The sequence below is a fragment of the Mesobacillus jeotgali genome, from assembly GCF_031759225.1.
GTDB lineage: Bacteria > Bacillota > Bacilli > Bacillales > Cytobacillaceae > Mesobacillus > Mesobacillus jeotgali_B.
Genome location: NZ_CP134494.1, coordinates 3,261,843 through 3,286,887, shown reverse-complemented (window position 1 = coordinate 3,286,887; position 25,045 = coordinate 3,261,843). Strand labels below are relative to the sequence as shown.

Annotated in this window: 24 protein-coding genes; 20 read left to right on the top strand and 4 right to left on the bottom strand. The window is 43.9% G+C overall.

Annotated features, from left to right (window positions below; genetic code table 11):
- Nucleotides 1-18: 18 nt before the first annotated feature.
- Genes RH061_RS16590 through RH061_RS16575 form a run of 4 tightly spaced genes read left to right on the top strand, consistent with a single transcriptional unit; the run spans nucleotide 19 to nucleotide 2,248 of the window.
- The gene (locus tag RH061_RS16590; protein ID WP_311071836.1) at nucleotides 19-588 is read left to right on the top strand and encodes a nicotinate-nucleotide adenylyltransferase; all 570 of its coding nucleotides are present in this window, start codon (nucleotides 19-21) and stop codon (nucleotides 586-588) included.
- Nucleotides 578-1,144 (top strand): bis(5'-nucleosyl)-tetraphosphatase (symmetrical) YqeK, encoded by a 567-nt coding sequence (gene yqeK / locus RH061_RS16585; RefSeq protein WP_311071834.1) that lies wholly within the window; start codon nucleotides 578-580, stop codon nucleotides 1,142-1,144. Before RH061_RS16590 ends, yqeK begins: the two co-directional genes overlap by 11 nt.
- 4 nt (nucleotides 1,145-1,148) lie before the next feature.
- The gene (gene rsfS, locus RH061_RS16580; protein WP_311071832.1) at nucleotides 1,149-1,502 is read left to right on the top strand and encodes a ribosome silencing factor; all 354 of its coding nucleotides are present in this window, start codon (nucleotides 1,149-1,151) and stop codon (nucleotides 1,500-1,502) included.
- Nucleotides 1,502-2,248, top strand: a complete 747-nt coding sequence (locus RH061_RS16575; RefSeq protein ID WP_311071831.1) for a class I SAM-dependent DNA methyltransferase — start codon at nucleotides 1,502-1,504, stop codon at nucleotides 2,246-2,248. The genes rsfS and RH061_RS16575 overlap by 1 nt, the downstream gene beginning before the upstream one ends.
- Before the next feature lie 92 nt (nucleotides 2,249-2,340).
- On the opposite strand, the gene comER is transcribed toward RH061_RS16575, so the two are convergent.
- Nucleotides 2,341-3,162 carry a late competence protein ComER gene (comER, locus tag RH061_RS16570; RefSeq protein ID WP_311071829.1) on the bottom strand — a complete coding sequence of 274 codons (822 nt, stop codon included), beginning with the start codon at nucleotides 3,160-3,162 and terminating at the stop codon, nucleotides 2,341-2,343.
- Between the two features lie 88 nt (nucleotides 3,163-3,250).
- On the opposite strand from comER, the gene RH061_RS16565 reads away from it, so the two are divergent.
- The 3 genes from RH061_RS16565 (at nucleotide 3,251) to RH061_RS16555 (ending at nucleotide 6,760) form a co-directional block, all read left to right on the top strand.
- Complete coding sequence (locus tag RH061_RS16565) at nucleotides 3,251-3,868, top strand: helix-hairpin-helix domain-containing protein (RefSeq protein ID WP_311071828.1); 618 nt, start codon at nucleotides 3,251-3,253, stop codon at nucleotides 3,866-3,868.
- Between the two features lie 110 nt (nucleotides 3,869-3,978).
- Nucleotides 3,979-4,392: a deoxycytidylate deaminase gene (locus RH061_RS16560; protein ID WP_311071827.1), complete on the top strand. Its 414-nt coding sequence runs from the start codon at nucleotides 3,979-3,981 to the stop codon at nucleotides 4,390-4,392.
- 22 nt (nucleotides 4,393-4,414) lie between these two features.
- Nucleotides 4,415-6,760, top strand: coding sequence for a DNA internalization-related competence protein ComEC/Rec2 (locus RH061_RS16555; RefSeq protein WP_311071825.1), 2,346 nt, complete (start codon nucleotides 4,415-4,417; stop codon nucleotides 6,758-6,760).
- A 108-nt stretch (nucleotides 6,761-6,868) separates the two neighbouring features.
- On the opposite strand, the gene RH061_RS16550 is transcribed toward RH061_RS16555, so the two are convergent.
- Nucleotides 6,869-7,003, bottom strand: a complete 135-nt coding sequence (locus tag RH061_RS16550) for a YqzM family protein (protein ID WP_023627242.1) — start codon at nucleotides 7,001-7,003, stop codon at nucleotides 6,869-6,871.
- Between the two features lie 350 nt (nucleotides 7,004-7,353).
- Between RH061_RS16550 and holA the strand changes: the two genes are divergently transcribed.
- A complete protein-coding gene (holA, locus tag RH061_RS16545; protein WP_311071822.1) occupies nucleotides 7,354-8,376 on the top strand; it encodes a DNA polymerase III subunit delta in 1,023 nt (340 codons plus the stop codon).
- A 70-nt stretch (nucleotides 8,377-8,446) separates the two neighbouring features.
- Here holA and rpsT read toward each other — a convergent pair whose 3' ends face one another.
- Nucleotides 8,447-8,707 carry a 30S ribosomal protein S20 gene (rpsT, locus tag RH061_RS16540; RefSeq protein ID WP_214704594.1) on the bottom strand — a complete coding sequence of 87 codons (261 nt, stop codon included), beginning with the start codon at nucleotides 8,705-8,707 and terminating at the stop codon, nucleotides 8,447-8,449.
- Between the two features lie 223 nt (nucleotides 8,708-8,930).
- On the opposite strand from rpsT, the gene gpr reads away from it, so the two are divergent.
- The 3 genes from gpr (at nucleotide 8,931) to RH061_RS16525 (ending at nucleotide 11,721) form a co-directional block, all read left to right on the top strand.
- Nucleotides 8,931-10,055, top strand: coding sequence for a GPR endopeptidase (gene gpr / locus RH061_RS16535; protein WP_311071820.1), 1,125 nt, complete (start codon nucleotides 8,931-8,933; stop codon nucleotides 10,053-10,055).
- A 106-nt stretch (nucleotides 10,056-10,161) separates the two neighbouring features.
- The gene (gene spoIIP / locus RH061_RS16530) at nucleotides 10,162-11,367 is read left to right on the top strand and encodes a stage II sporulation protein P (protein ID WP_311071819.1); all 1,206 of its coding nucleotides are present in this window, start codon (nucleotides 10,162-10,164) and stop codon (nucleotides 11,365-11,367) included.
- A gap of 21 nt (nucleotides 11,368-11,388) precedes the next feature.
- Nucleotides 11,389-11,721 (top strand): YqxA family protein, encoded by a 333-nt coding sequence (locus RH061_RS16525; RefSeq protein WP_311071817.1) that lies wholly within the window; start codon nucleotides 11,389-11,391, stop codon nucleotides 11,719-11,721.
- Nucleotides 11,722-12,315: 594 nt separating this feature from the next.
- On the opposite strand, the gene RH061_RS16520 is transcribed toward RH061_RS16525, so the two are convergent.
- Nucleotides 12,316-13,221: a nuclease-related domain-containing protein gene (locus tag RH061_RS16520; protein WP_311071816.1), complete on the bottom strand. Its 906-nt coding sequence runs from the start codon at nucleotides 13,219-13,221 to the stop codon at nucleotides 12,316-12,318.
- Nucleotides 13,222-13,413: 192 nt separating this feature from the next.
- On the opposite strand from RH061_RS16520, the gene lepA reads away from it, so the two are divergent.
- The 9 genes from lepA to mtaB all read left to right on the top strand — a co-directional run bounded on the left by lepA (nucleotide 13,414) and on the right by mtaB (nucleotide 25,003).
- A complete protein-coding gene (gene lepA, locus RH061_RS16515; RefSeq protein ID WP_311071815.1) occupies nucleotides 13,414-15,249 on the top strand; it encodes a translation elongation factor 4 in 1,836 nt (611 codons plus the stop codon).
- A 94-nt stretch (nucleotides 15,250-15,343) separates the two neighbouring features.
- Nucleotides 15,344-16,486 carry a radical SAM family heme chaperone HemW gene (gene hemW / locus RH061_RS16510; protein WP_463675595.1) on the top strand — a complete coding sequence of 381 codons (1,143 nt, stop codon included), beginning with the start codon at nucleotides 15,344-15,346 and terminating at the stop codon, nucleotides 16,484-16,486.
- Between the two features lie 76 nt (nucleotides 16,487-16,562).
- Nucleotides 16,563-17,594, top strand: a complete 1,032-nt coding sequence (gene hrcA / locus RH061_RS16505) for a heat-inducible transcriptional repressor HrcA (protein WP_311076434.1) — start codon at nucleotides 16,563-16,565, stop codon at nucleotides 17,592-17,594.
- 163 nt (nucleotides 17,595-17,757) lie between these two features.
- A complete protein-coding gene (grpE, locus tag RH061_RS16500) occupies nucleotides 17,758-18,345 on the top strand; it encodes a nucleotide exchange factor GrpE (protein ID WP_311071812.1) in 588 nt (195 codons plus the stop codon).
- A 35-nt stretch (nucleotides 18,346-18,380) separates the two neighbouring features.
- Nucleotides 18,381-20,213, top strand: a complete 1,833-nt coding sequence (gene dnaK, locus RH061_RS16495) for a molecular chaperone DnaK (protein WP_311071810.1) — start codon at nucleotides 18,381-18,383, stop codon at nucleotides 20,211-20,213.
- A 446-nt stretch (nucleotides 20,214-20,659) separates the two neighbouring features.
- On the top strand, nucleotides 20,660-21,787 hold the full coding sequence (dnaJ, locus tag RH061_RS16490) for a molecular chaperone DnaJ (protein WP_311071809.1): 1,128 nt from the start codon (nucleotides 20,660-20,662) through the stop codon (nucleotides 21,785-21,787).
- A 19-nt stretch (nucleotides 21,788-21,806) separates the two neighbouring features.
- A complete protein-coding gene (gene prmA, locus RH061_RS16485) occupies nucleotides 21,807-22,745 on the top strand; it encodes a 50S ribosomal protein L11 methyltransferase (protein ID WP_311071806.1) in 939 nt (312 codons plus the stop codon).
- 150 nt (nucleotides 22,746-22,895) lie between these two features.
- On the top strand, nucleotides 22,896-23,645 hold the full coding sequence (locus RH061_RS16480) for a 16S rRNA (uracil(1498)-N(3))-methyltransferase (protein ID WP_311076433.1): 750 nt from the start codon (nucleotides 22,896-22,898) through the stop codon (nucleotides 23,643-23,645).
- 5 nt (nucleotides 23,646-23,650) lie between these two features.
- Nucleotides 23,651-25,003, top strand: a complete 1,353-nt coding sequence (gene mtaB / locus RH061_RS16475; protein WP_311071805.1) for a tRNA (N(6)-L-threonylcarbamoyladenosine(37)-C(2))-methylthiotransferase MtaB — start codon at nucleotides 23,651-23,653, stop codon at nucleotides 25,001-25,003.
- Nucleotides 25,004-25,045: the final 42 nt, after the last annotated feature.

Here is a 25,045-nt window from a genome sequence, read left to right as displayed (position 1 = left end):
AAACTGGGAGGTGCCTGTTTGAAGAAAGTTGGCATTTTAGGCGGAACCTTCAACCCGCCGCATACCGGACATTTAGTGATAGCGAATGAAGTGCAGCATGCCTATGGACTTGATGAGGTTTGGTTCATGCCGAATCAGGTGCCGCCTCATAAAACAGTGGACGTGCCCATCAGCCAATCAGACAGGCTGGCTATGCTCGAGCTTGCGATTGCTGATAACAAGCAATTCAGGATTGAAAAAGCAGAACTCGAGAGAAGCGGTCCATCTTACACGTATGAAACGATGAAAATATTGAAAGATATGTATAAAGAAATTGATTTTCATTTTATCATTGGCGGCGATATGGTCGAATATCTGCCCAAATGGCATAAAATTGATGAATTAGTGAGAATGGTCAAGTTTGTCGGTGTCAGCCGGCCTTCTTACAGCACTGAATCATCTTATGATATTCTTTACGCAGAGACACCGCAGATGGATATCTCATCTAGTATGATCAGAGAAAGAGTAAAGGGCGGCAAAAGTATTCGCTATCTGCTGCCCGATCCGGTCAGGGTTTATATAGAGGAGCATGGTTTATATGGAACGTGAACAAGCGCTTCAAATTGTAAAGCCGCAACTAACTGAACATCGCTACCAGCATACTCTTGGCGTGATGGAAACAGCCATCAAGCTTGCAGGGAAATATGGAGCAGATATAAAGAAAGCGGAACTGGCTGCTATTTTTCATGACTACGCAAAATTCCGCCCAAAGGATGAAATGAGGCAGATCATCGAAGAACAAAAAATGCCGGCAATCTTGCTCGAGTTCAACAGCGAGCTATGGCACGCCCCAGTAGGAGCCTACCTCGCAGAAAAGGAAGCGGGCATTGACGACAAGGAAGTTCTTGATGCGATCCGTTATCATACATCAGGAAGGATCGGCATGTCGCTCCTGGATAAGGTCATCTATCTGGCTGATTATATTGAACCAGGACGTCATTTTCCCGGTGTTGATGAAGTCAGGAAAATGGCAGAGGAAGATTTGGACAGCGCATTGGTCCAAGCGATGAAAAATACGATCCAATTTTTAATGAAGAAAAACCAGCCGGTCTTTCCGGATACATTCAATGCATACAACAGCATCGTACAAAATTCAGGAGGTTGATTTAATGAGTGATCGCGCATTATTAATGACAGCGGTAAAAGCAGCGGACGATAAAAGAGCAGAAGATATTATGGTACTGAACATGAAAGGCATCTCATTGATAGCAGATTATTTTATCATTTGCCACGGTAATTCAGATAAACAGGTTCAGGCGATTGCCCGTGAAATCAGGGAAAAAGCAGAAGAACAAGGATATAGCATTAAGAGGATGGAAGGCTTTGATGAAGCAAGATGGGTGCTGATCGATATCGGTGATGTGGTTGTCCATGTCTTCCATAAAGAAGAGCGAAGCTACTACAACCTGGAGCGCCTATGGGGAGATGCTCCAATCGAAAACGTGCAGAGTGAGTTAAATTAATGTCTTACGAACGTTTCGCTTATTTGTATGACGAACTCATGCAGGATGTTCCCTATGATGAATGGGTTTCGATTGTAGAGGCATACAAAGGAAAATATCAAGTGAACGGAATGAAGCTCCTCGACCTCGCATGCGGAACCGGGGAGCTGTCTGTTAAATTTGCGCAAAAAGGCTTTGAAGTGACCGGCGCGGACTTATCAAGTGATATGCTTTCCGTTGCCCAGGCAAAAGCTCAGGCAAAATCATTGCGCATACAATTTTTTCAACAGGACATGACCGAGCTTGATGATTTAGGTGAATTCGATCTCATTGGCATCTTTTGTGACTCACTGAACTATCTGGAGAATGAACAGGCAGTCCAGCAGACCTTTAAAGGTGTCCACCGCCTTTTGAAAAAAGGGGGCTTATTCCTGTTTGATGTCCATTCAGTCTATAAAATGGAGCAAATCTTTGCTGATGCGACCTTTACCTGGGATGATGAAGAAATCACGTATATTTGGAATAGCTTCAAGGGAGAAGGAACCCACAGCGTGGAACACGAGCTCACCTTCTTCGTCCTTGATGAATCAACCGGAAAATATGACCGAGTCGATGAATTGCATTACCAGCGTACATATCCCGAGGATACTTATGTAAAATGGTTAGAGCAGGAAGGCTTTGGAAATATTGAGGTTACAGGGGACTATACGATGAAAACTCCCGAGCCAACAGCAGAGCGGTTGTTTTTTGCTATGGTAAAAAAGTGAATTAGAAAGGCTCCCAACTTTTTGGGAGCCTTTCTTGTACTAAATTTGTCACATTTATAAGGAAGGATTCTAAAGACTAATAGCGAAAACTTTTAAGGACCGAATTGTTCCTTTGTTTTTTTCAGTTCTTCTGCAAATTTCTTATGTGTAGCCTGAAAAATCTTTTCAAACATATCTCCCGTTTCACTTTCGAGCACCGTGATTCCTTCTCCTGTTATGCCGCCTTTCACGCAAACCTTTTCCTGTAATGTTTGTAGAGTATAATGATTTTGCTTCAGAAGTTCTCCTAAGCCAATGAGCATCTCACTTGAAAGCTTGGTGGCAGTTTCCTGGTCAATTTCCGTTTCCTTGACAGCGCCATTAATAAAACTCTGGACAAGATGACTGAAGAAAGCTGGACCGCAGCTGACAATATCAGATGCCACTCTAGTGATCTTCTCCTCGATTTCCAAAGGTACGGAGACCTTCTTGAAGAGGGTAAACAGTGCTTCCCTCCATACTGTAGTGCACCGGCTTCCAAATGAGAATAGTGAAACACCGGCAAGCGCCCTGTTCGTTATGCTTGGTATTATTCTCATGACAGAACAATCCACTTTGCTTTCTATCTGCTCCACACTGATTGGACTCGTTATCGAAATCACACATTTATCACTTGTGAGCACAGGATTAATGGTCTCGAGTACTCCCAAAACATGATGAGGCTTCACACAGACGAAAATGGCGTCAGCATTTTCAGCAACTTCTGCTGCATTCTTTCCAACTGATAAGCCTGGATATATTTTTTGAATCTCTATAGCTTTTGATAATGTCCTATTTGTGATCATCATTGAAGAAGGGGAAACGGCATTCCCATCAATGAGAGCTTCGGCGAGAATTCTCCCCATATTCCCTGTGCCTATAATCCCTATTTTCATAACCCTTCCCTCCTTCATACATTTATTCTCCTATATCCATATGATTTTAAATTTTAGATTATGACATATAGAAAGGTGTTGACCGTCTGTGGACTGGATCAAGGAAAACAAAATCTATATTATTGCCGGATTGAGCGCTTTATTATTTTTTCTTTATTCATCCTTTGATAAAGGAGCAGAAATGACTGAAGTGAATGAAGGAGCATCGCCTATGGTTGATATTGAGAAGATGGAGACAGAAGACTTTGACAAAGCCAATGTCGCAGAAGAAGCAATAACCATGATGGCTGATATCAAAGGAGCTGTCGTCAACCCGGGCGTTTACCAAATTGAAGAAGGGGGAAGGGTTATTGATTTAATTGAACTCGCAGGAGGTCTTAAACCGGATGCTGATACAGCTGCGATCAATTTTGCTATGCATGTACATGATGAAATGGCGGTATACGTACCGAGGATTGGCGAGGATGTGAATGTTGTTTTGCCAGCACAGTCGGGTGAGGGTGCAGGAAAAGGCACAGTGAACCTGAACTCTGCGCAATCCAGCGAGCTGCAGACATTGCCGGGGATAGGTCCTGCTAAAGCAGAAGCTATTATTGAGCACCGCGAAACAATCGGTCCATTCAAATCCATTGATGATTTAAAAGAAATCAGCGGGATTGGCGATAAAACTTTTGAAAAATTGAAGGATCTGATTTCGGTAAAATAGCTGCATTGAAATTGACTCTTTTAAGATAAGTATTAAAATTAGAGAAAGGAAAGAGAAGTTTCTTTGCCAAGTCTGTACATATTTAGAGTCTTCAAAAGGGGGAAAACAGCATGGAAAGAAAGAGTTGGGATCAGTACTTCCTTGATATTGCTGAAGAAGTTGGCACACGCTCTACCTGTCCAAGACTGCATGTAGGATGTGTCATTGTAAAGGACAAGCATATTGTATCAACTGGCTACAATGGATCCATACACGGACATGACCATTGTGAGGATGTCGGATGCCTGATCAACGAGCAAGGCCGATGCATCAGGACCTTGCATGCAGAAGAAAATGCAGTCATCCATGCCGACAGAGGTCTTCTAAAAGGAGCAACAGCCTTTGTTACCCACGAGCCTTGTGAAAAGTGCTCTAAGACACTCGCACAGGCAGGCATTGCAAGAATCGTATACCGCAGCGCCTATCCAAACAAGTATAATGAGCTTTTCTTAAGGGACGTTGAGGTTGTGCACTTATCTAAATAACAAGATTAAGGAATAAAAAAATATGAAGCCAATTAAATTTGGGTCATTCAAGGGGCAGCTGTTTTACCTTGCAGCTGCCTCCTTAATGGGTCTGTTGACAATCACCGGAAATCAGTTCGTATACAGTTCAATATTCCTGCTTGTCATCCTTCTTTTAATAAAGCTGAAGAACCTTCCTGGTGCCAATCTGCTGTTAATGATAAGCTGCTATCTCTTATTTATGGCTGCAGGATACATTGATTCTGTTCAATTTGAAACAGAATTTACCGGCAGAGAAAAAAGCTTTCTTCTCCTTTTTGATGACGAAATCCAATTGGAAGGGGACCTGCTCTTTGCATATGCTAAAGCAATGCCCACCAATGAAAAGCTTGCTGTAAGATACAGAATCAAGTCAGTGACAGAACAACAGTCACTTCAAGAACTCCTCATTCCCGGAATGTCTTGTCAAGCTTCAGGGAGCCTCAATAGTCCATCACCTGCCAGAAACCCTAATGCGTTTGATTACAAAAATTATCTTCAGCATAATAAGATATCCTGGGCTTTGGATGCCGATACACTTTCTTTGAAAACCTGCTCTGAACAAACAAGCATATTAACACCCTTAAAAGCATTCAGGCACAAAGAAATTGCCAGGATTAAAAATACCTTGCCTGAGGAGACGTCTGCCCTTGCAGCAGCGCTCATCTTTGGTGAAAGAAATCTCTTTGACCCCGAAACAGAGCGCTCATATCAGAAAATCGGAATCGTTCATTTGCTTGCGATTTCCGGCCTTCATGTCGGCTTGCTCACCGGAATGTTGTATTTTATTTTTATCAGGGTGGGGGTGACAAAGGAGAAAACGGATATCTTGTTAATGGCTTTCCTGCCAGTTTACGCTATAATGACTGGGCTTGCTCCTCCGGTAGTCAGGGCGGCTGCGATGCTGATGATGCTGATCGGCTCACGGCGTTTGGCGCTTCGAATGACGCCGCTCGATGCAGTATGTGCTGCTTTCATGATCATGATGCTCGTCCAGCCCGCTATAATATACGATACTGGATTTCAACTCTCTTTTGCAGTCAGCTTCTCCCTGGTCATTTCCGCACCTGTCATTCTGAAATCCTTTCCCACCTTCTTGAAACAAACAGCTGCGGCCTCATTTATAGCCCAGCTCTCAAGTCTTCCAGTCATCCTTTCAACCTTTTACGAAATTTCCCTGATCTCGATTTTCGCCAATCTCCTGTTCGTGCCGCTGTTTTCATTCATTCTATTGCCAATCTTGCTGATTTCCTATATGGTTTTATCTTTCTTAGGAGTGTTGCCTGCATTCTATTTACATTTACTGGAGAAGCTGATACATGGTGTCAACCTTCTGGCCATGAAACTATCTGAACTACCCATGTCGACACTCATCATAGGGGAGCTGGAACCATTTTTGCTGTTTTCGCTAATCGCTCTCATACCCGTATTTTTTTACAAGTGGGAAGGATTTGTTATTAAAGAATCAAAGCCGCCATCATGGCTATTTGCTCTGCCATTAATCCCGCTGTTTTTACAAATGATCTTGCCCTATTTAAATCCATATGGGCAGGTTGTATTTCTCGATGTCGGTCAGGGTGACAGCATCTTCATTCAGATGCCGTATAATCAGGGGAATTATCTTATAGATACAGGTGGTGTCACTCCTTTTGTAAAAGAAACCTGGCAGCAGAGAGGTAATCCTTATGATCCAGGCAAAAAAATTCTCGTTCCATATTTGAAAAGTGAAGGGATCAGGACTGTGGACAAATTGATTTTGACCCACGGAGATGCAGACCATATAGGTGGAGCAAGTGCTTTATTGGAGGAAATACGTGTTAAGCAGCTGATCATCCCGCGTGTGTCTGAACGATCAGCGTTAGAGCAAGATGTCATTAACAAAGCAAGCGTGAAGGGAACTGAAATTTATTTAGGCGGAATGGGGACGGGATGGAAAACTGGCCAAGGTGAATTTCTCATTCTTAACCCAAGTGAAAGCATTGGGGAGCGAAACGACCAGTCCATTGTTCTGCTCGCAGCTATCGGCGGGAATGAATGGCTTTTTACAGGGGATTTAGGGATTGAAGGAGAAAAGTTATTAACTGAGAAAATAAAGGAAATCGATATTGATGTTTTAAAGGTTGGCCATCATGGCAGTAAATATTCCAGTTCAGATCTATTTCTGGAGGAGACAACCCCTGATACTGCAATCATTTCTGTCGGGGAGAAAAATCGGTATGGTCACCCAGGGAAGGAAGTCATTACAAGGCTGGAAGAACACGGCACCCGGATCTTCAGGACTGATGAAAATGGGGCAATCATTTATAAGTTCAAAGGAGATTCAGGAACCTTTACGACTCAACTTCCATAGTATATAGAAGAACGAACCGTTCTCTCCCCTGATAATCACAAAAACATGAAAAGAGACTGCATTTTAAATGAAATGCAGTCTCCATGACTTTATCCTATGTAGCCGTGATTAACTCCCGATTAACTGCACGACTGTCGCAATAATGAACATTGTTGCAAAGAATCCAAAAGAAACGATGAATCCAACACCTGAGTCAACAGCGTCATTACGATTGCTTTGGACATTTTCTTCGAATTGATTCACAGTCAATCCCCCCTATTAATTCTATAATAGTATAAGCGATTCAAATTAAAAAATCCAGTGTTTGTCTGCTTGCAGTGCTATTGGAAATTTCAGAACAAATTTGGCGGCTTCCTATATTGTGTGCCATGTACCAAGAGTTGTCACAAATACTTTTCCCGCCTGAGGCTAAAATAACCTTAACTTCGATGCACCGCTGCGATATAAGTATCCTAGGTCTTATACCGCAGCGTTCAATATAAATAGGGGAATTGGCCCGAATCGAGGGTCAATTCCCTTAGAATGCTTGTCAAAATGTCCAAGCTTCTTTACGATAGATATATGGCAAAACTGGATTGAACGGAGCGAAAACAGTGGTATTGGACATTTGGAAAAAAATCAGCAAAAAACAGGTGGACCCTGTCTATTTAATGTTTGGAACAGAAACCTTCCTGATCAACGAAACAAAACAGCTTCTCGTGGACAATGTATTGGACGAAGAAGAAAAAGATTTCAATTTCTCGGTTTACGACTTAGAAGAAACACCAATAGAGGCGGCGCTGGAGGATGCAGAAACTTTTCCTTTCATGGGAGAAAAGCGCTTGGTCATCCTGCAGAATCCAGTATTTTTGACATCAGAAAAGTCAAAAGGAAAGGTTGAACATAATCTGGCGAAACTGGAAGAATATCTTTCCCAGCCAGCACCCTATTCTATTGTTGTTTTTGCTGCTCCATATGAGAAATTGGACGAGCGAAAAAAAGTGACAAAGGAATTGAAGCGGAAAGCTACTGTGATTGAAGCAAAGAAGCTGAGTGAACAGGAAACAAAAGCCTGGGTTAAGGAACGCGCTGCAGCAAACGGAGCTGAGATTGATAACGATGCAATTGAGCTTCTATTGACCCTCGCAGGGACGAACTTGTTCATGCTGACTTCTGAAATTGATAAATTGGCGCTTTATGCAGGTGAGAACCAGCCAATCAGCAGGGAGATAGTCGACCGCCTGACTTCAAGATCATTGGAGCAGAACATATTTTCACTCGTTGACAAGGTTGTTCACCGAAATGTTGAGTCTGCTTTAAGGATTTATTATGATCTGCTGAAACAAAATGAGGAACCGATTAAGATTCTTGCCGTGATTACAGGGCAATTCAGGTTGATTTATCAGGTGAAGGAGCTGGCACGCAAGGGTTATGGCCAGCAGCAGATTGCCGGGGTTCTGAAAATCCATCCGTTCAGGGTGAAATTGGCAGCAGGGCAGGCTGGGGCATTTTCAGATGAGGAATTGACCAGGATCATGAAGCTTCTTGCCGACGCAGATTATCAGATGAAAACCGGCGGCATGAAAAAAGAAATGCTGATTGAAATGATTTTATTTCAGATCAATGGCAGGAAATGACCAATTACATAGGGACAAAATAAAAAAACGACCGTGGCAGGTCGTTTTTTTATTTGCTGTATGAAAAAAATTAGCCGTTAGCATTCAATTTTTTCATAAGACGGGCTTTTTTGCGGGCAGCTGCATTTTTGTGGATAAGACCTTTAGCTGCTGCTTTATCAAGCTTGCTTGCTGCTTGAGCGTAAGAAGCTTTAGCCTCAGTGTCGTTGTTCACGATAGCTGATTCAGCTTTTTTAACTGCTGTACGCATAGTAGATTTAACAGTGATGTTGTGAGCTCTGCTCTCTTCACTTGTTTTTACTCGTTTAATTGCAGATTTAATGTTTGGCATTCCGTTCACCTCCTAAAAAGCATCGAGATTTTATGGAACTCGACATTTCCAGTACATTTCTTATTTATTAAGAACAAATGATATTTTATCAAACAGGGGTTAATAATGCAATACTCTGCTTTAATTTAAGTCTAGTGTATCGTGAATGTTTTTTTATGTAAAAGGAAAAGATAGGCAATAGTATGCTGTTTAACAGCGAAACTGCGTTGGGAGGAATGCGACAATGAAGGAACCAGTAGACTTGAGCATGTATTCAATCAGGACTGACCTGGCTGTGGAAGCAAGGGAGATGGTGCTGGCAGATCAGGGAGCAACCGTCCACACCCAGGAAAATCTCTCCCATATTGAAGGCGTCATTATAAAAGAAAAAGAAGAAAATGATATAAAAATATCCCTGGTAGAGGTGACTGCAGAGGGTGAAAAGAACCTTGGAAAAAAGCAGGGGCAATATTTGACGATCGAAGTGGTCGGCATTCGCCAGCAGGACACAGAGCTGCAAGGGAAAGTAGAAAAAGTTTTCGCGAACGAATTTGCCCATTTCATCAAACAGGCCGGAATCAAGGAGGATGCATCCTGCCTTGTTGTTGGTCTTGGGAACTGGAATGTGACTCCCGATGCTTTAGGGCCGCTCGTGTGTGAGAACTTACTGGTTACTAAGCATCTGTTCGATCTCCAGCCTGAGAGCGTCGAAGAAGGCTATCGTTCTGTTAGCGCCCTATCTCCGGGAGTCATGGGTCTGACTGGGATAGAGACTTCTGATATTATTTTTGGCGTCGTGGAGAAAACGAAGCCTGATTTCGTCATTGCAATCGATGCTCTTGCTTCCCGATCCATCGAAAGAGTAAATTCTACGATTCAGATTTCTGACACAGGAATCCATCCTGGATCAGGCGTAGGTAATAAAAGGAAGGAAATAAGCAAAGAAACATTAGGCATTCCAGTGATTGCGATTGGAGTTCCTACCGTGGTCGATGCGGTTTCAATTACAAGTGATACGATAGATTTCATTTTAAAACATTTTGGCAAGGAAATGAGAGAAGGAGATAAACCTTCGAGATCTCTTGTGCCGGCCGGGATGAGTTTTGGCAAAAGAAAGAAGCTTACTGAAGAAGACCTCCCGGAAGAAGAACATCGCAAAACCTTCCTTGGAATGATCGGAACACTCGAAGACGAAGAGAAGCGAAAACTGATTTATGAGGTACTATCCCCTTTAGGCCATAACCTGATGGTGACTCCTAAAGAAGTCGACGTGTTCATAGATGATATGGCCAATCTGATTGCCAGCGGTCTCAATTCAGCGCTCCACTCGAACGTCGACCAGGACAATACAGGCATGTACACGCATTAGGCAAATTTACCAGCTTTATTTCAAATTCGTTACGAAGGGATTCGTAGTTCTATCTTTTCTAGCAAAGTCATAACATTTACTAGACTTGCACTAGAGAGGTGGAACAATGAGACTTAATAAACGATCTGGAATAATTGTAGCAGTCCAAGGGACTCAAGTTGTAAAAGCAGCCTTAGCATTTGTGTTCTTTCTCATTGGAATTTTTTCAATAAGCGGAGCGATGACTTCACTAAGGCCTGAATATCGGATCACTTCCGATTCTGTTAACCAGGCCGCGAATAACCTGAATGGCCAGCTGCTGTTCAGTCTGATGGGTTGGGAAAACCATCAGTTCCTGCAGGCACTGCCAAAGGACTATAAGACACCGAAGCTGTCGAATGTTATGTTCAAGCTTTCTACTAATATCAATTTGGACGACCCTCGCAGCTTGCTTGGAAGGGAGCTTCCGGGATTCTCCCTTTTTGATGGAAAAATATTAGTAGCAGGTGAGGGGACGAATTATACGAATATGCCGATGGAATCGGCTCCTCCTGTGGATGTGTTGAAGGCAGAGCAGGAAGCAGCATTGCAAAATACCGAAGACCTCACATCAGGGTCCCAGGAAAATACGGCAGCACCGCCTTTATCCACCGGAGACCGTAAAGCTGTCTATATTTACTTTACCCATACTAGAGAGTCGTACCTGCCATATTTAAAAGGAGTGACAGATCCGAATAAGGCATATCACTCACAGGTTAATGTCACGAAAATAGGCGACCAGCTGAAGTCAAGCCTGGAGCAGCGGGGAATCGGCACAACCGTTGATAAAACCGATGTAATGGCAAATCTCAGCAAGAAAGGGCTTGGGTTTGGAAAAGCCTATCAGGAATCACGGCCAGTTGTGCAAGCTGCGATGGCTGGAGACCGGAACCTTCAATACTTTATCGATATCCATCGGGACGGATACCGCAAAGATAAAACGACGATTCAAATCAATGGCAAACCATACGCAAAACTGGCATTCGTCATCGGCGGGGAAAATGCCAATTATGAAAAGAATCTTGCGCTCGCACGCGAACTGCATAATCTCCTTGATAAAAAATACGGCAAGGGCTTAAGCAGAGGAATCATCGAGAAAAAGGGAGCCTCCACAAATGGGAAGTTCAATCAGGACCTGTCCGGAAATGCGCTCTTAATAGAGTTTGGCGGCGTTGACAACACCTTCGAAGAGTTGAACAGATCTGCGGATGCACTTGCGGATGTGTTCAGTGAATTCTACTGGCAGGCGGAAAAAGTAGATGCACAATCGCAGGAATCAGCTGACAAACAATAAAAAATCGGTAAGGTGATCGAGATGAAAATGTTTATGCTCAAAAGCTTTATGCTTGCTTCTTTAATGTTCTTATCCGTCTTGTTCGGTATGCAACAGGCAAACGAAGGCATCCATAAAATGAAAGGCTACGAAGACCCTGAATTCAAAAGCGCATTCAGCGTTAACGAAAAGGAAAACGGAAGCTTCGAAACCGCCATCTTAGGAAACGAAATATCCAGCCATGACCTCGAACAAAAACGGAAAAAACTTGAAGAAATGAAAGCATTCAATCTCTTCTCATCACTAGGAAAAAAGCTGGCAGACGGAATATCCTCCGTTGTCGAGAAAACAGTAGATTTGATTGCAGGGAAGTGAATAGTAGGACAGCGGGCTTTGGCCCGCTGTTTTACTTTTAGGCACTTGAAGAATCTCATTGGTGCCCTAAAAAATCGAGATTCTAAAAAGAGAGGTTACCAATAACCCGCATTGGTGCCCTAAAAATCGAGATTCGAGAAAGAGAGGTTACCAATAACGGGCATTGGTGCCCTGAAAATCGAGATTCGAGAAAAAGGGGTCACCAATAGGCCGCATTGGTACCCAAAAAATCGAGATACCGGAAAAAGAGGTCACCAATAACCCTCATTGGTGCCCAAAAAATCGGGATACGGGAAAAAGGGGGTCACCAATAGGCCGCATTGGTGCCCAAAAAATCGGGATACGGGAAAAAGAGGTCACCAATAACCCTCATTGGTGCCCAAAAAATCGGGATACGGGAAAAAGAGGTCACCAATAGCCCTCATTGGTGCCCAAAAAATCGAGATACGGGAAAAAGAGGTCACCAATAGGCCGCATTGGTTCCCAAAAAATCGGGATTCGAGAAAAAGGGGTCACCAATAGGCCACATTGGTGCCCAAAAAATCGAGATTCAATAAAAAAGTCACCAATAAACCACATTGGTGACCAACATCTTCATTCATAAATGGACCATTGCCCATAACCTGAAATAATGTAATTTTCTTTCATTACCTGCCTGATTGTCTTCTTTGGAAATACCCCTCCACACCATTCGTAGATCAAATTAGTAGACAGCTTTTCTAGAGGATATAAAATGTTAAATTCCTTAACACTTCTTAACAGTGCTTTTTTTGTATTCTCTTTCACCGAACAGGATTCGCACGTTATTTCTCGACCGCGATACTCCTCCATAACCGTCCCGCAAGAATGGCAAAAGACTCCTTTTCGCAACTCTGCATACTCGTATGGTGGTATTTTTGTGAATGGAGATTTCGTCAAATGAGATGATAGTAATCTTTCGGACAGTCTGGAATGTTGATTATTTAAAATAGACCTCTGATGATTCATTTGGAGGATAAAACGGTTTATATTGGTCGGGAGGATGATTCTCTTGTTAAGAGGGGCCTGGTATAAGGTAAAATCGGGATTAACAAAAACGAGATAGGGTTCAATGGGGATTTTATATCCGATACTTTTGAAAAGTTGTCTTAGGAGAGATGCATTCCTTTCAAGTTGTAGCAGCGGATTCTTAACTTCAGTCCCATTAATTTTCTTGAATGTTTCACCGTCAAAATAATACTCACCTTCAAAATTTTTCACCTCAAATAAGTAAATGAGACTCTGTGAAATCATCAGTGAGTCAATTTGGAAATGAGAATGGTTCTGTTCAAATAGCAAATCACTAAGGATCAGTGATTGAATGACTATTCGTTTGAGATGCCCATCGAACACAACCTCTCCTTCAAATCCTTTTTTGAGATTGAAATAATATTGTTTCTCCTTTTCAGCTAAATCCATTCTCGAATTGAGCGCGTTCAAAACTCTCAATTCTTCCGATTCATAGCGATTCTTTAAAAACATAAGCCACATCCTTTCTACCAACCATTCTACCTAATGAGTTCCCAATATTCTGTGAACATTCTGTGGACTTATAGTCCTGGCCAGTTCATGCCTCCCTCCTCCGCTCTTCCTCTTAAATTTATTGAATCTTGATATTCCTGCTGATATAATCAACAATAGTGTACATGCGCGAGTATAGTAGGAGTGAACGCAATGAGCAGAGAAGATAGACTTAATAGACAAAGTAAAATACGAAATTTTTCGATTATCGCCCATATTGACCATGGTAAGTCCACTTTGGCTGACCGGATCCTTGAAAAGACGAATGCATTGACTGCGCGTGAAATGAAGGATCAGCTTCTGGATTCCATGGATCTTGAGCGTGAACGTGGAATCACGATAAAGCTGAATTCCGTCCAGTTGAAGTATAAGGCGAAGGATGGGGAAATCTATACCTTCCATTTGATTGATACTCCGGGACACGTCGACTTCACATATGAAGTATCCCGAAGCCTGGCAGCCTGTGAGGGAGCAGTCCTCGTTGTTGACGCTGCTCAGGGGATTGAGGCTCAAACATTAGCGAACGTTTACCTTGCTATCGACAATGACCTGGAAATCGTGCCGGTCATCAATAAAATCGATTTGCCAAGTGCGGATCCTGAACGTGTCAGGAATGAAATTGAAGAAGTGATCGGTCTGGATGCTTCTGAAGCTGTTCTTGCGTCTGCAAAAGCAGGGATCGGTATTGAAGAGATCCTGGAGCAGATCGTCGAGAAAGTTCCTGCACCGCAGGGAGACCCTGAAGCTCCTTTAAAAGCATTGATTTTCGACTCTTTGTATGACGCCTACCGAGGAGTAGTCGCATATATCCGTGTCGTTGACGGTACGGTAAAAGTAGGCGACAAAATCAAGATGATGGCGACAGGCAAAGAGTTCGAGGTGACAGAAGTCGGCGTATTTACGCCAAAAGCGACGCCTTCAGCAGAATTGACTGTCGGTGATGTTGGCTTCCTGACTGCCGCGATCAAGAACGTCGGCGACACACGTGTAGGTGACACCATCACCAATGCGAAAAATGGAGCCTCTGAGCCGCTGCCAGGTTACCGCCGCTTGAACCCAATGGTATATTGCGGTCTTTACCCGATTGACTCAGCGAAATTCAATGATCTTAGGGAAGCTCTTGAGAAGCTTGAGTTAAACGATTCGGCGCTTCAGTTCGAACCGGAAACATCCCAGGCATTAGGCTTCGGTTTCCGCTGTGGATTCCTTGGACTTCTTCACATGGAAATCATCCAGGAGCGCATCGAGCGTGAATTCAAAATTGATTTGATCACGACTGCGCCAAGTGTTATCTATGATGTCATCATGACTGATGGAACTGAATTGAAGGTAGACAACCCGTCTAACATGCCTGATCCTCAGAAAATAGACCGTGTGGAAGAGCCTTATGTAAAAGCAACAATGATGGCGCCAAATGACTATGTCGGCGCAATCATGGAGCTTTGCCAGGAAAAGCGCGGCATCTTCATCGATATGCAATACATGGATGAAACGCGTGTCAGCATCGTGTATGAAATCCCGCTGTCAGAAATCGTCTATGACTTCTTCGATCAGCTGAAATCTAGCACGAAAGGCTATGCTTCATTCGATTATGAATTAATCGGCTACAAGCCTTCAAAACTTGTTAAGATGGATATTTTGTTGAACGCTGAGAAAGTGGACGCATTAAGTTTCATCGTTCATAGAGACTTTGCATATGAGCGCGGCAAAGTGATCGTTGATAAGTTGAGAGACCTGATTCCGCGCCAGCAATTCGAGGTGCCTATCCAGGCGGCAATCGGCCAAAAGATCGTTGCTCGTTCGACAATCAAGGCAATGCGCAAGAACGTATTGGCAAAATGTTATGGTGGGGATATCTCGCGTAAGCGTAAGCTTCTTGAGAAACAAAAAGAAGGTAAGAAGCGCATGAAGCAGGTTGGTTCTGTTGAAGTGCCGCAGGAAGCCTTCATGGCAGTCCTCAAGATGGACGATAACAATACGAAGAAATAAAATAGCAGGGGAGGCTGGATGTGCTTGATTAAACAAGCGATTCTGGCCTCTTTTTTCAATAATCATGGCAAAATTGCCTCATAGGAAGTGAATCTTGATGAAATCAGCTTATATCCATATACCATTCTGCCATCATATCTGCCATTATTGTGATTTTAATAAAGTGTTCATGAAGGGCCAGCCTGTAGATGACTACCTAGATGCCCTTGCAAAAGAAATGAAGTTGACTGTACAAGACGATCGGGAAATCCTCGATACGATATTCGTGGGCGGCGGGACCCCGACCGCGCTTGATGAAAGGCAATTAGGGAAATTGGTTCAGTCGATCCAGGATCAGCTGAACTTCAACAGTGAATCGGAGTATACATTCGAGGCTAATCCAGGCGATTTGTCAAAAGAAAAGCTGGCGATCCTGAAAGATGCCGGAGTCAACCGCCTGAGTTTTGGAGTACAGACTTTTAATGATGAGCTTTTGAAAAAAATTGGCCGCAGCCACCGTGCTAAAGATGTTTTTGAATCGATTGAAAATGCAAAAGCTGCTGGCTTCGAAAATATTAGCATTGATTTGATCTACAGCCTTCCCGGCCAGACAAAGCAGGATTTCATCGAGTCCATTCAAACTGCTTTTTCCCAGGGACTTGTCCATTACTCTGGCTATTCACTGATCATTGAACCAAAGACCGTGTTTTACAATTTAATGCAAAAGGGTAAGCTGCTGCTTCCTGGTGAGGATGCAGAAGCGGAAATGTATGAGACACTCATGGAGCATATGGAAAAAAACGGCCTTCATCAATACGAAATCAGCAATTTTGCAGTTCCAGGTTACGAAAGCAGGCATAATCTAACCTATTGGAATAATGAGGAGTACTACGGTTTCGGAGCAGGAGCCCACAGTTATGTAAAAGGGATGAGACAGTCGAACTATGGACCGCTCAAAAAGTATATGGAACCTATCTCCAGCGGTGAACTTCCGATTATGGATGCCCATAAGGTGACGCTTGAAGAGAAGATGGAAGAAGAAATGTTCCTAGGTCTAAGAAAGACAAAAGGTGTCAGTGTTCGACGATTCGAAGAAAAATTCGGACGGAACCCCATGCAAATATTCTCCAGTCAACTTGATGATTGGACGAAGAAAGGCCTGCTGAAAACCGATAATGATACCATCTGCCTAACAAGACAGGGACGCCTTCTAGGCAATGAAGTTTTTCAATCTTTCATCGGGGTATCAAATCATTGACATCCTCAGCGTTTATTGATAAATTATTTTTAGAATTAGCACTCGTTCTTATAGAGTGCTAACAGAGGTGATGATGTTGTTAACAGATCGTCAGGTGCTCATTTTGCAGGTGATTGTTGATGACTTTATTCGTTCAGCTCAACCGATAGGTTCAAGGAGCTTGTCGAAAAAGGAAGAAATTAATTTCAGTTCGGCGACAATCCGAAATGAAATGGCGGATTTGGAGGATATGGGATTCATTGAAAAGACCCATACATCTTCTGGAAGGATCCCTTCCGAGAAGGGATATCGATTTTATGTAGATAACCTTCTGCTGCCACAAAAAGTGAATCGTTCCGATATGGCGGCGATCAAATCGATTTTTGCTGAACGTATATACGAACTGGAAAAAATCGTCCAGAAATCAGCGAGGATTTTATCCGAAATGACGAATTACACGTCGATTGTTTTAGGGCCGGCTGTTAAGGACAACAGGCTGAAAAAATTGCAGATCGTCCCCTTGAATACGGACACGGCTATCGCCATCATCGTAACCGATACAGGGCATGTAGAAAACAGGATGTTCCATTTTCCGACCAGCATTGATCCATCAGATGTTGAAAAAATGGTCAATATCCTGAATGATCGACTGGCCGGCGTTCCGCTTACCAATCTGAATTCAAAGATCTACAAGGAGATTGCTATGCTGCTCCGCCAGCATATCAGCAGTTATGACACTCTCCTGAATACGATCATGGATACTTTGAACATGCCGGCAAGTGAAAAGGTGTTCTTTGGCGGGAAAACGAATATTCTCAGCCAGCCAGAGTTCAATGATGTCGATAAAATTCGCAACCTGATGAATATGATCGAACATGAAGATGGCTTATACCATCTGATCAGGCAAAATCCGGCCGGAATCAATGTCAAGATTGGCACGGAGAATGATAACTCTGCAATGGAAAATTGCAGCCTGATCACGGCGACGTATTCAATGGGTGAGGAGAAACTCGGGTCCATCGCGGTTTTAGGGCCGACACGAATGGAGTATTCACGAGTCATCAGCTTGCTTCAATTGATCAGTACAGATTTGTCCAAGGTGCTGACACAGCTGTATCAAAATAAATAAGCATGGAAATATTGATTAAGGGTGGAGCAGCCTGTTCCATCCTGAATCGTCATGTGTTTTCTACTGAAGCATGTTTGCTTAAGTTGAAATATAAATCAATCCCGGGCACAGCCTGGGAGAATGTGGCATCTATGCCGCGATACTTTTAGGGAGGTGAGTTAACGTGACAGAAGAGAGAAACACTGAGCAAGAATTGAACAGCCAGACGGAAGAAGAAACGGTTGAAGAGGTTTTTGCCGAAAACGAAGCTTCTGGCCAAAATGAAGAAATTCCAGCTCAAGAAGAGCAGCAAGATCCAATGGAGCAGAAAGTGGCTGAATTGGAAGGCAAGCTTGAGGAAGCTGACAACCGTTACTTGCGCCTTCAGGCTGATTTTGACAACTTCCGCCGCCGTTCAAGGATTGAACTTGAAGCGAGCGCTAAATATAGAGCCCAAAGCATTATTACAGATCTGCTTCCGGCAATCGATAACTTCGAACGTGCTTTGAAGATGGATGTTGATAATGAACAGGCGAAATCCCTCAAACAGGGAGTGGAAATGGTATACCGCAGCTTGCTGGACGCCCTTAAGAATGAAGGCGTTGAAGTCATTGAAGCTGTAGGCAAAGAATTTGACCCGCACCTTCATCAGGCAGTGATGCAGGCTGAAGATGAAAATTACGGCCCTAACATTGTTGTTGAAGAATTCCAAAAAGGCTATATGCTAAAGGACCGCATCATTCGTCCAGCAATGGTAAAAGTGAACCAATAAAGAGCCTACATAAAAGATCCAGGAGGTAATTGATAATGAGTAAAATCATTGGTATTGACTTAGGAACAACTAACTCTTGTGTAGCCGTTTTAGAAGGCGGCGAACCAAAGGTAATCCCGAATCCAGAAGGAAACAGAACGACTCCTTCTGTCATCGCATTCAAAAATGGCGAACGCCAGGTGGGTGAGGTAGCAAAGCGCCAGGCAATCACTAACCCAAATACAATCATCTCCATCAAGCGCCACATGGGAACAGACCATAAAGTGGAAGTTGAAGGCAAAGAATACTCACCACAGGAACTATCAGCTGTCATTCTTCAATACTTGAAGTCTTATGCTGAAGACTATCTTGGTGAGCCAGTAACGAAGGCTGTCATCACAGTACCAGCTTACTTCAATGATGCAGAGCGTCAGGCAACAAAGGATGCAGGAAGAATCGCAGGTCTTGAAGTTGAGCGTATCATCAACGAGCCAACAGCTGCAGCACTTGCTTACGGCCTTGATAAAATGGACGAAGACCAGACAATCCTAGTTTATGACCTTGGTGGTGGTACTTTCGACGTTTCCATCCTTGAATTAGGTGATGGCGTATTTGAAGTTAAATCTACTGCAGGTGACAACCGTCTTGGCGGTGACGATTTCGACCAAGTTATCATTGACTATTTGGTAGAGCAATTCAAAAAAGAAAATGGCATCGACCTTTCAAAAGATAAGATGGCCCTTCAGCGCTTGAAGGATGCTGCAGAGAAGGCGAAGAAGGATCTTTCTGGTGTAACTTCTACACAGATTTCACTTCCGTTCATCACTGCAGGAGAAGCTGGACCGCTTCACCTTGAATTAAACCTGACTCGCGCTAAATTCGAAGAACTGTCTGCAGATTTGGTAGAGCGTACTATGGGACCTACTCGCCAGGCACTTAAAGATGCTGGCTTGAGCCCATCTGAACTGGATAAAGTTATCCTTGTAGGTGGATCTACTCGTATCCCGGCTGTTCAGGAAGCAATCAAGAAGGAAACTGGAAAAGACCCTCACAGAGGTGTGAATCCTGATGAAGTTGTTGCAATGGGTGCAGCAATCCAGGGCGGTGTCATCTCTGGTGACGTTAAAGACGTTGTTCTTCTTGACGTTACTCCGCTTTCACTTGGAATCGAGACAATGGGTGGTGTGTTCACGAAGCTGATCGACCGTAACACAACAATCCCTACTTCAAAATCACAGGTATTCTCTACAGCTGCTGATAACCAGACTGCTGTTGATATCCACGTGCTTCAAGGTGAGCGTTCAATGGCTTCTGCCAACAAGACACTTGGCCGCTTCCAGTTGACGGATATCCCGCCGGCACCACGCGGAGTACCTCAAATCGAAGTAACATTCGATATCGATAAGAACGGTATCGTAAATGTACGTGCTAAAGATCTTGGCACAAACAAAGAACAGCAAATCACTATCAAGTCCTCTACTGGCTTGTCTGATGAAGAAATCGACCGCATGGTAAGAGAAGCGGAAGAAAACGCTGAAGCTGACAAGAAGCTGAAGGAAGAAGTAGAACTTCGCAACGAAGCAGATCAGCTAGTCTTCACTACTGAAAAGACTTTGAAGGACCTTGAAGGCAAGGTAGATGAAGAAGAAGTCAATAAAGCAAACGAAGCAAAAGAAGAGCTGAAGGCTGCAATCGAAAAAGGCGAAATTGAAGAAATCCGCACTAAGAAGGACGCTCTTCAAGAAATCGTTACAAACCTAAGCGTCAAGCTTTACGAAGAAGCTGCCAAGCAACAACAGGCACAGCAAGGCGCAGAAGGCCAAGAAGGAACAAAGAAAGACGACAATGTCGTAGACGCAGAATTCGAAGAAGTCAACGACGATAAATAAATTATAGATAATTAGAGGCTCTGTTATTTACAGTCTATTTTTTAAACCTCTGTTGATTGTAGTGGAAGGCGCGCAGACTCCTCCGGAAATGCTAACGCATTTCCATCGTGCGTGGGCGAACTCGAAGAAGCTTTTCAAAGTCCTGCGGGAGCATGGGTCAGGGGAGACCCCGCAGGAGTGAAACGACGAGGAGGCTCCCCGAGCCACCGCGGAAAGCGAAGCGCCTGGAACGAAAATCAACAGCCTTGTATAAAGAGCCAACCCAAAAAGTCAAAGTCAGGTCATACTTGGCTTTGGCTTTTTTAATGTCACCAAACTAAATTAATAAAGCTAATGAAATAAAAAAGAGACACAAAATACTGCATATCAGATATTTTAAATATTGCGTATGAATGTACGGGAATGTTAGAATTATCTTTATGTGAAAAGATTCGGGAGTGGTAATCATGAGTAAACGGGATTACTATGAAGTCCTCGGAGTCAGTAAATCGGCTACGAAGGATGAATTAAAGAAAGCCTATCGCAAGCTTTCTAAACAATTCCATCCGGACATCAACAAAGAGCCGGGAGCAGATGAAAAATTCAAAGAAGTGAAAGAAGCATACGAGGTATTAAGTGACGACCAGAAGCGCGCTCACTATGACCAGTTTGGCCATGTCGATCCTAACCAGGGATTCGGAGGCGGCGGTGATTTCGGCGGCGGTTTTGGCGGCTTCGAAGACATTTTCAATTCCTTCTTTGGCGGCGGAGGCGGCAGACGCCGTGACCCTAACGCGCCAAGGCAGGGTGCCGATTTACAGTACACGATGACCTTGAAGTTCGAGGAAGCTGTATTCGGCAAGGAAACGGATATCGAAATCCCTCGTGAAGAAGAATGTGATACATGTGACGGAACTGGTGCTAAACCAGGTACTAAAGTGGATACATGTAAACACTGTCACGGCAGCGGCCAGATCAGTGTGGAACAAAACACGCCATTTGGACGTATTGTTAACCGCAGGGTGTGCCATCACTGTAATGGATCAGGTAAGGAAATCAAAGAAAGATGTAAGACATGTTCCGGTACAGGGAAAGTTACAAGAAGGAACAAGATTCATGTTAAGATCCCAGCCGGTGTCGATGATGGCCAGCAGCTGAGAGTGGCAGGAAAAGGAGAAGCCGGTATCAATGGCGGACCTCCAGGCGATCTTTACATTGTCTTCCACATCAGGTCACATGAATTCTTTGAGCGTGACGGCGATGACATTTACTGTGAAATGCCGATTACATTTGTCCAGGCAGCGCTTGGTGATGAAGTTGAAGTCCCTACACTGCATGGTAAAGTGAAATTGAAAGTTCCTGCTGGAACACAGACAGGTACAAAGTTCCGCCTGAAAGGAAAAGGTGTACCGAACGTCCGCGGGTATGGTACAGGTGACCAACATGTCCTTGTCCGTATCGTGACTCCAACTAAACTGACTGAAAAGCAAAAGCAGCTTCTCCGTGAGTTTGCCGAAGTGAGTGGCCAGTCTCCTCTTGGAGAGCAGGAAGAAGGCTTTTTTTCCAAAGTAAAACGTGCCTTTAAAGGTGATTAATCGAATGGAGTTGGTATAAATGAAATGGTCTGAAATCAGCATTTTAACTACAAATGAAGCGGTTGAGCCGATTTCCAATATCCTGCACGAAGCAGGCGCGAGCGGGGTCGTAATCGAAGATCCGCTGGAGCTTGAGAAGGAAAGAGAGGACCAGTTCGGAGAAATATACCAGCTTAATCCAGACGATTATCCGGAAGAAGGAGTTATTGTAAAAGCTTATCTCCCGGTGAATAGTTTCCTTGGAGAAACAGTCGATGAGATCAAAGAAGCGATCAATAACCTGATTATCTATAATATCGATATCGGGCTGAATAAAGTATCAATCAGTGAAGTGAATGAGGAAGAGTGGGCAACTGCCTGGAAGAAATACTATAACCCTGTGAAAATTTCCGAAAAGTTCACGATCGTTCCAACCTGGGAGGATTACACGCCAGTCAACACAGATGAATTGATCATCGAGCTAGACCCGGGAATGGCATTCGGCACAGGAACACACCCGACAACGGTCATGTGTATACAGGCCCTTGAAAGAACGGTCCAGCCTGGCGACCGGGTTGTGGATGTCGGTACAGGTTCAGGTGTCCTCAGTATTGCAGCAGCTAAGCTGGGGGCAGGAAAAGTGGAAGCGATGGACCTGGATGATGTGGCAGTGCAGGTGGCAAAACTCAACCTCAAGCTCAACAAAGTCCACGATGTCGCAACCATTTCACAAAATAACCTTCTGGACGGAGTTGAAGAGGGTGCGGATATTGTGGTTGCGAATATCCTGGCAGAAGTGATTTTGCGCTTTGCCGATGATGCAGGCCAGGTCGTGAAGAATGGCGGGTACTTCATCACTTCTGGCATCATCCAGCAGAAGAAAGAAGTCGTCAAGGATGCAATGATCAATGCTGGCTTTGAAATAGAGGAGATTATATCTATGGAAGACTGGGTTGCGATCATCAGCAAAAAGAAATAATGGAGAAAAAGGGGAACGGTTTATCCCCTTTTTTCTGTCTTAATAATTCTTATGTATCAAATCTGAGAAATGTCTAGCTCCAGTGCCTGGCCTCTAAACGCTTATCGGGGCGGTCAAGGCGCTCGTGCTTTGCAGAAAGCAGGTGCTGTGGTGCAGCGGTATTTTATTGATGAACAAGTGGATATGGAACAGTTCAATATTAGCGGCGATGATTATCATCATATTGTACGTGTCATGAGGATGAAGGCTGGGGACGACATCATCTGTGTCACGCCCACGGGAAAAAGCGCGGTTTGCCAGATTGCAGAAATTACCGATGAAATCGTTGTGGCAAACGTTGTAAAATGGGAGGAAGGGACCACTGAGCTTCCGGTCCAAGTCGTGATTGCGAGCGGTCTGCCCAAAGGGGATAAGCTCGAATTGATTATTCAGAAGGGCACTGAACTAGGTGCTTTTGAATTTGTCCCTTTTACCGCATCCCGCTCAATTGTCAAATGGGACGGCAAGAAGGCTGCCAAAAAGGTTGAACGCTGGCAGAAGATTGCCAAGGAAGCCGCCGAACAGTCACATCGCAGCCATGTTCCAGATGTAAGAGAGCCAATTAGTTTTAAAGAATTGCTGAAAGCGAGCAATGAGTATACTTATAAACTTGTTGCCTATGAGGAAGAAGCGAGGGAAGGCGAAGCTTCGGTCCTTTCCTCCACTCTCTCAAAATTGAAGGAAGGCGATAGCCTCCTGATTGTATTTGGTCCTGAAGGAGGACTTACCTCCGAGGAAGTTGCCCTTTTAAATGGGAATGGATTTTTAGCATGTGGTCTCGGGCCGCGAATTTTGCGTACAGAAACAGCACCGCTATATGCCTTGTCTGCTGTTTCCTATCATTTTGAATTATTGAGGTGAAGATAATGCCTACAGTTGCTTTTCATACATTAGGTTGCAAGGTTAACCACTACGAAACAGAAGCCATCTGGCAGTTATTTAAGGAACAAGGATACGAGAGAGTAGAGTTTGAATCTACCTCGGATGTTTATGTCATCAATACCTGTACGGTAACGAACACAGGGGACAAGAAGAGCCGCCAGGTCATTCGCCGGGCTGTGCGCAAGAATCCGGACGCTGTTATTTGTGTTACCGGCTGTTATGCACAGACTTCTCCTGCAGAAATCATGGCGATTCCTGGAGTTGATATCGTCGTCGGCACACAGGACCGCGTTAAAATGCTTGAGTATATCGAACAGTACAAGCAAGAGCGCCAGCCAATCAATGCTGTCGGCAATATCATGAAAAACCGTGTTTATGAGGAGCTTGATGTACCGGCATTTACTGACCGTACAAGAGCTTCATTGAAAATCCAGGAAGGCTGCAACAATTTTTGCACTTTCTGTATCATTCCATGGGCACGCGGTTTGATGAGATCACGTGATCCACAAGAGGTCATTCGTCAGGCTCAACAGCTTGTTGATGCAGGCTACAAGGAAATCGTTCTTACAGGTATCCACACAGGGGGCTATGGTGAGGACATGAAGGATTACAACCTTGCAGCACTTCTCAGAGATCTTGAGGCTCAAGTAAAAGGCATAAAGCGCCTGCGCATTTCTTCTATTGAAGCTAGCCAAATCACAGATGAAGTGATCGAGGTAATTGATCAATCAAATATTGTCGTCCGTCACTTGCACATCCCGCTTCAATCTGGATCTGACACAGTACTGAAGCGTATGCGCCGTAAATACACAATGGAATTTTTCGGAGAGCGTCTTGACCGACTGAAGGAAGTATTGCCAGGTCTTGCCGTTACATCTGATATCATTGTCGGTTTCCCTGGTGAAACGGAAGAAGAATTCATGGAAACCTATAATTTCATCAAGAAGCATCAATTCTCAGAACTGCACGTCTTCCCTTATTCAAAACGGACAGGTACTCCTGCTGCGAGGATGGAAGACCAGGTGGATGAGGACGTGAAAAACGAACGCGTCCACAGATTGATCGAGCTATCCAACCAGCTTGCAAAGGAATATGCTTCTCAGTTTGAAAATGAAGTGCTTGAAGTAATCCCTGAAGAGATTTACAAGGAAAATCCCGATAGCGGACTTTATGTAGGTTACACAGATAACTACTTGAAAGTGGTTTTCCCTGCTACCGAAGATATGGTCGGAAAAATCGTGAAGGTCAAGATCGCAAAAGCAGGCTATCCTTATAATGAAGGACAATTCGTCCGCGTACTGGATGATGAAACTGTAGCTGAACATGCTGTTATATAAAGTAACCTGTTAGAGCTGGCAATGGCGCCAGCTCTTTTTTGT